The following is a 9,608-nucleotide window of genomic DNA, read 5'->3' as shown; positions in this document are numbered from 1 at the left end:
GGCGCCGCGCTGGCGATCGTGCTCGGCATCGGCATTCCGGGCATTCCCGATCAGTGGTTCATCTCCGCCAACGCTTTTATCTTCGCGCTGTTCGCCGCGCTGATGCTCGACGGCATCACGCGCTGGACGCGGGTCGCCACCTCCGGCGTAGTGCTGTTCGGCATCGCGCTGGTGTTTACCTTCAACGCGCTGGTCTCGATGATGCAATTCATCGCCAGCGAGGACACGCTGCAGGGGCTGGTGTTCTGGACCATGGGCAGCCTGGCGCGCGCCTCGTGGGACAAGCTGGGCATTCTGTTCGGGGTGTTCGCCGTGCTGCTGCCGCTGTCGATGATGAGCTCGTGGAAACTGACCGCGCTGCGTCTGGGTGAAGACCGGGCGGTGAGCTTCGGCATCGACGTGCGTCGTCTGCGGCTAACCACGCTGCTGCGCATCAGCATGCTCTCGGCGCTGGCGGTGGCTTTCGTCGGGCCGATCGGCTTTATCGGCCTGGTGGCGCCGCACATCGCCCGCATGATCTTCGGCGAAGATCACCGTTTCTACCTGCCGGCCAGCGCGCTGATTGGCGCGCTGGTGCTGTCGATGGCCTCGGTGGCGTCGAAAAATCTGGTGCCCGGCGTGATCATTCCGGTGGGCATCGTCACCTCGCTGGTCGGGGTGCCGTTCTTCCTGAGCATTATTCTGCGCCATCGGGGGAACGTATGAACCAGGGCTTGCGTATAGAACACTTCTCGGCGGGCTACCCGAAACGCCAGGTGATCGACGATCTCTCGGTGCCGATGCTGCCGCGCGGGCAAATCACCGTGCTGCTGGGGCCGAACGGCAGCGGCAAATCGACGCTGCTGCGCTCGCTGGCCGGGCTGAACCCGGCGCAGGGCAAGCTGTGGCTGGACGACGGCGATCTGATGCAGATGCCGTTCGCTCGTCGCGCGGAGAAAGTGGTGTATCTGCCGCAGTCGCTGCCCGCCGGGGTGCACCTGCACGTGCTGGAGTCGATCATCGTGGCGCAGCGCGCCTCGGGCGGCCGCAGCAACGCCGGCAGCGAAGCGGAGGTGATGGCCCTGCTGGAGCAACTGGGCATCGCCCATCTGGCGTTGAGTTATCTCGATCAGCTGTCCGGCGGCCAGAAACAGCTGGTGGGGTTGGCGCAGTCGCTGATCCGTCAGCCGTCGCTGCTGCTGCTGGATGAGCCGCTGAGCGCGCTCGATCTCAACTATCAGTTCCACGTGATGGATTTGGTGCGCCGTGAAACCCGCAAGCGCAATATCGTGACGGTGGTGGTGGTGCATGACATCAACATCGCGCTGCGTCACGGCGACCACGTGCTGATGCTGCAGGATGGCGATCTGATCGCCGATGGCGCGCCGGATCAGGTGATTACGCCGCAGAGCCTGGCGCGGGTCTACGGCGTGCGCGGGCGCATCGAACGTTGCTCGCAGGGCACGCCGCAGGTGCTGATAGACGGTTTGGTAAACCAGCCGACGATTTAACCCAAGAAAAAGCCCGGCATCGCCGGGCTTTCTTTATCGCGCAGTGTGATTCAGCGCCTCGCTCACGCGTTCGACGACGTGTTGGGCGGTGACGATGCCGCCGGACAGATAGACCTCGGCCGCCGGCAGGTAAACCACCTGGCCTTTTTTCACCGCCGTGGTTTTCTTCAGTGCGGTGCCGGTGAGGATTTTCTGCGGCGCCACCGCGTTCGGCCGCCCGGTCGCGGCGTCTCTGTCGATGACGAACAGCCAGTCCGGATTCAGCTTGGCCACCTGCTCAGGCGTCAGCTTGTTGCCGCGCACGTCTTTTTCATCGGACTGCAACGCGGACGCGAAGCCGAGGGCGTCATAGACGAAGCTGAAACGGCTCTTGGGGGCGTAAGCGCTGATCTTGCCGCCGGAGAACAGCACCACCAGCCCGCGTCCGGCCTGGGCGGCCTGCGGTTTGACCGCCGCGATCTGCGCATCCAGCTTGTCGATCGCCGCCTGCGCCTGTTGCTGCTTATCGAACAGCTCGCCCAGCTGCAGGGTGCGCTGTTTCAGGCTGCCCAACTGATCCTGCTGATCGACGGACATGTTCAACGTCGGCGCCAGCGTGTTCAGCTCGTCATAGGCTTTGGACGCCCGGCCGGCGATCAGGATAAGATCCGGTTTGGCGGCGCGCAGCACGGCCATATCCGGTTGGAACAGGGTGCCGGCATTGAGGTATTTGTCATCCTGATAGCGCTTCAGGCTATCCGGCAAGTTCTTGCGGTTGCCGGGCAGCGCCAGCGGCTCGACGTCCAGCAGCTGCAGCGTTTCCAGCGAGGCGTAATCCAGCACCACGATGCGCTGCGGGTGCTTCTTCACCTCGGTGCTGCCGTTCAGGTGCTGGACGTTGACGGTAGCCGGGGTAGCGGCTACCTGCGTATCGGTTTTGCTGTGGCAACCCGCCAGCGCCATCGCGGCCAGCAGGGCGATCATCAGGGGGGAGCGGCGTAATTTCATGGAGCTTCCTCATGGTGATGGAATGAAAAGGGCGCGCGGCGCGCGCCCAGGGGCATCAGAAGTTGTAGGTCATGCCGACGGTGTAACGGCGGCCGTCCAGCGTGGTGTTGTAGTGATCGTAATCCACGGTCTTGTCGAGGATGTTGTAGACCCCGCCGGTCAGCTGCAGGTTTTTCGCCGCCTGGTAGCTCAGGCCCGCATCGACGAAGGTGTAGGACGGCGTGCTCTTGGCCATCGAGGTACGGCTCAGATACTCAGACGTTTTGCTGCGGAAATTAACGCGCGACCACAGGCTGAGGTCCTGCGTGGCGCGCCAATCCAGCACGGTGTTAACCATGTGCTTCGGCATCTGGTTGAGCGCCTTGCCCTGGAACTCGCCGCTCTTCTGCTCGGAAGAGGTGTAGGTGTAGTTGGTGTTCCACTTCCAGTCTTTGTTGATCTGCCAGCCGAAGGTGGCTTCTACGCCGCGCATATTGGCTTTGTCGACGTTGACGCGATCGCTGATAAAGTCGTAGACGTCATTGCCGATCTTACAGTCCGGCGTGTCTTCGCAGCGGCGCACTTCGGTGATCTTGTTCTTGAAGTCGGTGTTGAAGACGGTGACCCCGGCGTTGATGCCTTTCAGGCTATCCCACATCAGGCCGATCTCTTCGCTCAGGCTCTTCTCCGGCTGCAGATCCGGGTTGCCGACGATGATGCCTTTACGCACGCCGCCGCCGGTGACCTGGCCCCAGTTGGCGGAGGATTGGCGCAGATCCGGCGAACGGTAGCCGGCGGAAACGCCGCCTTTCAGCGTCCACTGCTCGGTCAGGTGCCAAACGCCGTACATGCGCGGCGACCAGTGGCTGCCGAAGTTCTGATCGCGGTCCATACGGATGCCGCTGGTCAGGCTAAAGTCATTGGTCAGCGCCCATTCGTCTTCGGCGAACAGCGCCCAGCTCCAGCGCGTCAGTTGATTGACGTCTTGCGCCGAGCTTAGCTGGTTGCCACTGTCGCCCAGTTTCTCATAGCGGTATTGGCCGCCGAGGTTCAGCATGTGGGAACCCAGCTCGAACTGGTTCTGGGTGTTGAAGATGGTGTTGTACATCTTCATTTTGCGGCCCGGGTTGTTGGTCTCTTCCCGCTGAACGTAGCTGGTGGAGTTGCCGAAGTCGTAATAACCGTTGTGGGTCAGCGAGTAGTTGGTGCGGGTGTAGAGATCTTCGCTGCGGGAAGTTGGGGTGCATTTGCCTTTGCTGCAGCGCTCCGCCACCACCGATTTGCCCGGCGTGCTGTTGCGATCCTGCAGCGAGCGGCCGATTTCGAAGTCGAATTCGTTTTTCTCGTCCGGGGTCAGGGTGAACACCGCAGTGCCGCTGCGCATGCGCTGTTCGTTGTAACCGTTGACGATTTTATCTTCCGCGCGGCGTGAGAGCAGGCCGTTGACCCGCAGGCCGAGCAGGCCTTCAACCAGCGGACCGGACGCGTAGGCGTTGGTCTGGAACAGGTCGCCGGAATCGCGGTTTTCCTGAAGGGTGGCATCGCCGTGCAGCGAGCCTTTCCACTCGGTGCGTGAGGTTTTACGGGTGATGACGTTGATCACGCCGCCCATGGCGTCGGAACCGTACAGCGAAGACATCGGCCCGCGCACCACTTCGATGCGCTCAATGGCTTCCAGCGGCGGCAGCCAGCCTTGTTCGATGCCGGCGTTGTCGCTGTTCGGGCGGGTGCCGCGGGTGTCGACGCGCTTGCCGTCCACCAGGATCAGGGTGTACTTGGAAGACATGCCGCGGATGCTGATGTCGCTTTTACTGCCGCCGTCGGTGACCACCACGCCCGGCACGTCTTTCAGCGCGTCGGTGATGTCGCGGTAAGCCTTGTCTTCGATTTGCTGGCGCGGGATCACCGAGATGGAAGCGGCGGAGTCCTGAATTTTTTGCTGGAAGCCGGAGGCGGTGACGACCATGGTGTCCTGGGTGTCGTTCTGCGGCGCGGCCAGTGCGGCGGTGGCGCTGAGTGAGGCAATCACCAGAGCGGCGAGCTTGCTGTAACGTGGCGTTTCCATGAGGTGAACCTTTCCTGGATTGAAGTGAAAGTAATTAACCAATTGAATTTCTAATGAAATTATTCATCGTTCGCTGAGAAATACTTCGCTTCGTCAGCGTTGCGTGAGGGTATTGTAAGGATTTTTTACTGAATGTAAACGCTAATGATAATTCATATCATTTGTATGCTTGTTCTGCTGACGGGAAAGGGTAAACGGATGAATTAAAGGGAAAAGCGGCGCAGCGGGCGTGCGCCGGGGGGATCAGCGTTTCTGGATGTAGGTGATGGCCAGCGCCAGCGCCAGCACCAGGCCTTTGATAATGTCCATGGCGTAGTAGGGCACCGACAGCATCACCAGGCCGTTTTGCAGCACGCCGAGGATCACCGCGCCGATCAGGGTACCGAACGCATTGGGTTTGCCGGAGCCCGCCAGCGAGAAGCCGATATAGGCCGCCGCCACCGCGTCCATCAGATAGCCGCCGCCGGCATTGACCTGCGAAGAGCCGATACGTGACGCCAGCAAGATGCCGCCAAGCGCCGCCAGCCAAGAGGAAATGACGTAAGCGGCAACCCTGTAACGCACGGTGCGGATGCCCGACAGACGCGCCGCCTCGGGGTTGCCGCCGATGGCGTACATCCTGCGGCCGTGCTTGGTCAACGACAGAAACAGCTGCACCGCCACGGTGACCGCCAGCATGATCAGCACGATCACCGGCACCTGGCCGAGGGCGGAAAACACCTCCGGGATCAGGCCTTCCGCCATGTCGCCATTCGGCAGCACCATGTTTTGGGTGATGGAACCGCCGTAGCTGTAGGTCATCGCCACGCCCTGGATCACGAACAGGCTGGCCAGCGTCGCCAGCATATCGGGAATTCTGAACACCACGATCAGCAGGGCGTTGAACAGGCCGACCAGTGTGCACAGCAGCAGCGTCACCACGATGGCGCCGGTGGTGCCGAACCCGTGCCAGACGAACAGTGAAATCACCAGCGCGTTGGCCAGTGAGGCGGTTGAGCCGACCGACAGATCGAAACCGCCGACCGACAGCGAGATGGAGACGCCGATGGCGATCACCGTCACGATGGCGATCGAACGCAGGATATTGATGATGTTGTTGGCATCGAGAAAATTGTCCGACGCCAGGCCAAACAGGGCGATCAGCGCCGCCACGGTCAGCAGCATGCCCCACTTGTAGAGGAAATCGAACAGCTGTTGGCGCCAGGGCAGCGCAGGCCGCAAGGCAAATTCTTTACTCACGCAGGGGTTCCTCCGGTGGAATAGAGCAATAAGGTTTCTTCGTCGATGTCGGCAGCGTTCAACTCCGCCACGATGCGGCCGTCCCACAGCACGCAGATGCGATCGCACAGGCCAATCAGCTCGGCGAACTCGCCGGAGGCGTAAATCACGCCTTTGCCGGCGCGGGCCAGGCCGTCGATCAGGCTGAACAGCTCCTGTTTGGCCTTGATGTCCACGCCCTTGGTCGGCTCATCGAAGATCAGCACCTCGGCGTCGCCGCGCAGCCATTTGCCGATCGCCACTTTTTGCTGATTGCCGCCTGACAGGCGCGCCAGCCGCTGTTGCGGGCCGGAGGCGCGAATGTTCAGACGCTGCATGATCTCGCGCGCCCAGCGCAGTTCTTGCCGCCGGTTGAACAGGCTCCAGCGCGAGAAGCTGTCGTCGGCGCTGACGCTCAGGTTCATCGGGATCGCCTCGTCGATGAAAATGCCTTCTTTGCGGCGTTCTTCCGGCACCAGCGCCAATCCTTGTTCGACCGACAGGTGCGGCGCGCGTGGCGCCCAGGGCTGCCCGCGCAGTTCGCCGCGCTCGAGCTGCACGGCGCCGGCGCCGAACAATGCCTTGCACAGTTCGGTTTTGCCCGCCCCGGCCAGCCCGGCGATGCCGAGGATCTCGCCCTCATGCAACCGCAGCGAAACGTCGCGCAGCTTATGGTGATCGAGCAAGCCCTCCACCTGCAGCAGCGTTCGCTCTGGGTGCGGCGGGCGCGGCGGCGGGAAAATGTCGTCCAGCCGATGGCCGAGCATCTTCTCGACGACCTGTTCGCCGTTCAGCCCGCGCATGGCGTCTTCGCTGACGCGCCGGCCGTCGCGCAGCACCGTCAGCCGATCGCAAATGTCGCTCAGTTCGTGGATGCGGTGGGAAATAAACACGATGCCGATGCCTTCGGATTGCAGGCGGCGCACCACGTTAAACAGGCGCTCGCTCTCGGCGCGATCGAGCGGCGCGGTCGGCTCGTCGAGCACCAGAAAACGGCAGCGGTGCGACAGCGCGCGCGCCAGCAGCACCTGCTGTTTTTCCGCCAGCGTGCAGTCCGCCAGGCGTCTGCGCGGGTTGAGCGGCAGCGCCCATTGCTGCAGCAGCTGCGCGGCGTGGCGGTGCAGCTCCGCCCAGTTCAGCCAGTGGCCCGGCTCGTTCAGCCAGTCAAGCATGATGTTTTCCGCTACCGACAGCGTGGGGATCAGCGCGACGTCGACCTCTTGCTGCACCACGTGAATACCGTGACGGCGCGCCTGCAGCGGGGAGTGGATCGCCACCGGCTGGCCGTCGATCAGGATCTCGCCGCGATAATGATCGTGGGCGCCGGAGAGGATCGCCATCAGCGTCGACTTGCCCGCGCCGTTGGCGCCGACCAGCGCATGGATTGATCCGCCCTGCAGCGTGAAGTCCACGTCCTGCAGCGCGTTGAAGCCGGCGAAGGCGATCGAGATATTGCGCATCTCGAGGCGTGAAGGCGTTACGGTTGACATAGGGTAGCAAGGCCGTTTAGATGTTTAGATGGCTGTTTTGCTCTGTTGTAACACAGATTGCGCCGTTGGCAACCAACAAAATGGCATAACGGCGATGAAAAACGTGGAGAGGCAGGGGCGCAACCCGCGTCAGGCTGCGCCGGTGCGAGAAGCGGTCAGAAGGTGGTAGGGGTGTGTGCGCTGACGATGCGGCAAATGCGCGCCGACGTATTGCTGAAGCTGTGCGGAATGCCGGTGTTGATGGCGTAACTCTGACCGGCGGTCAGGCAATAGCTCTGGCCGTTGATGGTCAGCACGATCTCGCCCTCCAGCAGGGTGCCGATCTCTTCGCCCTGATGCTTGATCTTTTCGCCGGTGGTGGTGCCGGGCTGGTAAGTTTCCAGCATCATCGCCAGGTTGCGCGTCGGGCTGCCGTTGTGCACCAGCTTCATCGACACCCCCTGGCTGCCGATCTCAATCAGATCTTCGGCGTCGATCACCACGCGCGGTTCGTCGACGGCCTCCGGTTCGGCAAAGAATTCAGACAGCGACAGGCCATACACCTTCAGCAGCTTTTGCAGCGTGCTGATGGCCGGGCTGACCTTGTCCTGTTCGATGGTGCTGATCGCACTGTGGGTTAACCCGGACAGTTCGGCGACCCGGCGCTGCGACAAACCCAATTGCTGACGGATCTGTGACAGGCGTTTGCCCGGTGCCAAGCTGGCTTCGCTCATAGCGGTACTTCCTTCTGGTAAGGGCGACAGGTAGAAATGAAGATCGCTATCGGGTGCCTGTCTGGTCGATAACGATGCTGCATGATATCGGTAGTTAGGGTGGGTTTGGAAAATATATTGCCCATATTCACTCTCGGTGCGTTGGACGAAATAGTTGACGTAAAAATGGCAGCAAGGCCTTTTCGGTCAATATTTTATCAATTTAGCAGTCGGTGATGAATAATCAAACAGGATTGTAACATTTGCAAACCCATTCTGTTAATACTATGTTTCATATTGTGGATGTTATTTTGAGCGCCCGGCAGCGGCGCGACCTGGCGAGAAATCCAATCATGTGTTGAATCGAACGGCGGACGGGCGCTAACGCGCCTTAAGAGCATAATGGCGGGTGACGTATGCAAACCAATAGCGCAGCAGTTGAACATTTTGCACAGCATCATGAAGAGAGGCGAAGTAGCGCGTTCCAAAATGAGGTTGCTCATTATTTGGAACGCCATCCCGCCACGCAGTATGTCGATATCCTTCTCACCGATCTCAATGGTTCCTTCCGCGGCAAGCGCATACCCGTCTCAGGGTTGAAAAAACTGGAAAAAGGCAGCTACTTCCCCGCGTCGGTGTTCGCCATGGACATCCTCGGCAACGTGGTGGAGGAGACCGGTCTTGGGCAGGAGCTCGGCGAGCCTGATCGCATTTGTCTGCCGGTGCCCGGCTCGCTGACGCCGTCGGCCGCCGATCCGGAGCATATCGGCCAGGTGTTGCTGACCATGCTGGATGAAGATGGCACTCCCTTTGACGTTGAACCCCGTAATGTGCTGAACCGCGTGTGGCAGGCGCTGCGACAGCGCGGCTTGTTCCCGGTGGCAGCGGTAGAGCTGGAGTTTTATCTCATCGATAGGCTGCGCGACGCGGAAGGCGATTTGCAGCCGCCGTGTGCGCCCGGCACCCAGGAGCGCAACACCCAAAGCCAGGTGTATTCCGTCGATAACCTGAACCATTTCGCTGAGGTGCTGAACGATATCGACGCGCTGGCGAAGCTGCAGGGGCTGCCGGCGGACGGCGCGGTGGCGGAGGCGTCGCCGGGGCAGTTCGAGGTCAATCTGCGTCATACCGACGATATTTTGCTGGCCTGCGATCACGCGCTGGCGCTGAAGCGGCTGGTGCGGCTGGTGGCCGAGAACCACGGTATGCACGCCACCTTTATGGCCAAACCCTACGAGGATTACGCCGGCAGCGGCATGCACGTGCATGTCAGCATGCAGGACGGGGCGGGCAACAACCTGTTCGCCGACGGCGAAGGCGAGGATTCACCGTTGCTGAAACAGGCGCTGGCCGGAATGATCACCCTGATGCCGGCGTCGATGGCGCTGCTGGCGCCGAACGTCAATGCCTATCGGCGTTTCCAGCCGGGGATGTATGTGCCGATCCAGGCCGCCTGGGGCCACAACAATCGCACCGTGGCGCTGCGCATCCCCTGCGGCGAACCGGAGAATCATCGGGTGGAGTACCGCGTGGCCGGCGCCGACGCCAATCCGTATCTGGTGATGGCGGCGATCCTGGCCGGCATGCTGTACGGGTTGGACAACGCGCTGCCGTTGCCTGAGCCGGTGACCGGCAACGGGCTGGAGCA

The 9,608-nt window shown here is 61.6% G+C and carries 8 protein-coding genes; 3 read left to right on the top strand and 5 right to left on the bottom strand.

Annotated features, from left to right (window positions below; translation table 11 throughout):
• Both ADK28_RS17005 and ADK28_RS17000 read left to right on the top strand, forming a co-directional pair.
• Positions 1-705 (top strand): FecCD family ABC transporter permease (locus ADK28_RS17005; RefSeq protein WP_048796212.1); only part of this gene is annotated, 705 nt, incomplete at its 5' end.
• A complete protein-coding gene (locus ADK28_RS17000; protein WP_016926995.1) occupies positions 702-1,490 on the top strand; it encodes an ABC transporter ATP-binding protein in 789 nt (262 codons plus the stop codon). The genes ADK28_RS17005 and ADK28_RS17000, both read left to right, overlap by 4 nt.
• A 33-nt stretch (positions 1,491-1,523) precedes the next feature.
• On the opposite strand, the gene ADK28_RS16995 is transcribed toward ADK28_RS17000, so the two are convergent.
• From ADK28_RS16995 to puuR, 5 genes are all read right to left on the bottom strand, one after another.
• Positions 1,524-2,477, bottom strand: coding sequence for a siderophore ABC transporter substrate-binding protein (locus ADK28_RS16995; protein ID WP_016926996.1), 954 nt, complete (start codon positions 2,475-2,477; stop codon positions 1,524-1,526).
• Between the two features lie 55 nt (positions 2,478-2,532).
• Positions 2,533-4,521: a ligand-gated channel protein gene (locus ADK28_RS16990; RefSeq protein WP_048796211.1), complete on the bottom strand. Its 1,989-nt coding sequence runs from the start codon at positions 4,519-4,521 to the stop codon at positions 2,533-2,535.
• Positions 4,522-4,764: 243 nt separating this feature from the next.
• Positions 4,765-5,760, bottom strand: coding sequence for an ABC transporter permease (locus ADK28_RS16985; protein WP_048796210.1), 996 nt, complete (start codon positions 5,758-5,760; stop codon positions 4,765-4,767).
• The gene (locus ADK28_RS16980; protein WP_048796209.1) at positions 5,757-7,268 is read right to left on the bottom strand and encodes a sugar ABC transporter ATP-binding protein; all 1,512 of its coding nucleotides are present in this window, start codon (positions 7,266-7,268) and stop codon (positions 5,757-5,759) included. The genes ADK28_RS16985 and ADK28_RS16980 overlap by 4 nt, the downstream gene beginning before the upstream one ends.
• 155 nt (positions 7,269-7,423) lie before the next feature.
• The gene (gene puuR, locus ADK28_RS16975; protein WP_016927000.1) at positions 7,424-7,981 is read right to left on the bottom strand and encodes an HTH-type transcriptional regulator PuuR; all 558 of its coding nucleotides are present in this window, start codon (positions 7,979-7,981) and stop codon (positions 7,424-7,426) included.
• Between the two features lie 395 nt (positions 7,982-8,376).
• Here puuR and ADK28_RS16970 point away from each other — a divergent pair.
• Positions 8,377-9,608 (top strand): glutamine synthetase family protein (locus ADK28_RS16970; RefSeq protein ID WP_048796213.1); only part of this gene is annotated, 1,232 nt, incomplete at its 3' end.

Source organism: Serratia sp. 506_PEND (assembly GCF_001076875.1).
Taxonomy (GTDB): Bacteria; Pseudomonadota; Gammaproteobacteria; order Enterobacterales; family Enterobacteriaceae; genus Serratia; species Serratia marcescens.
This window is presented reverse-complemented; position numbering and strand designations above follow the sequence as displayed.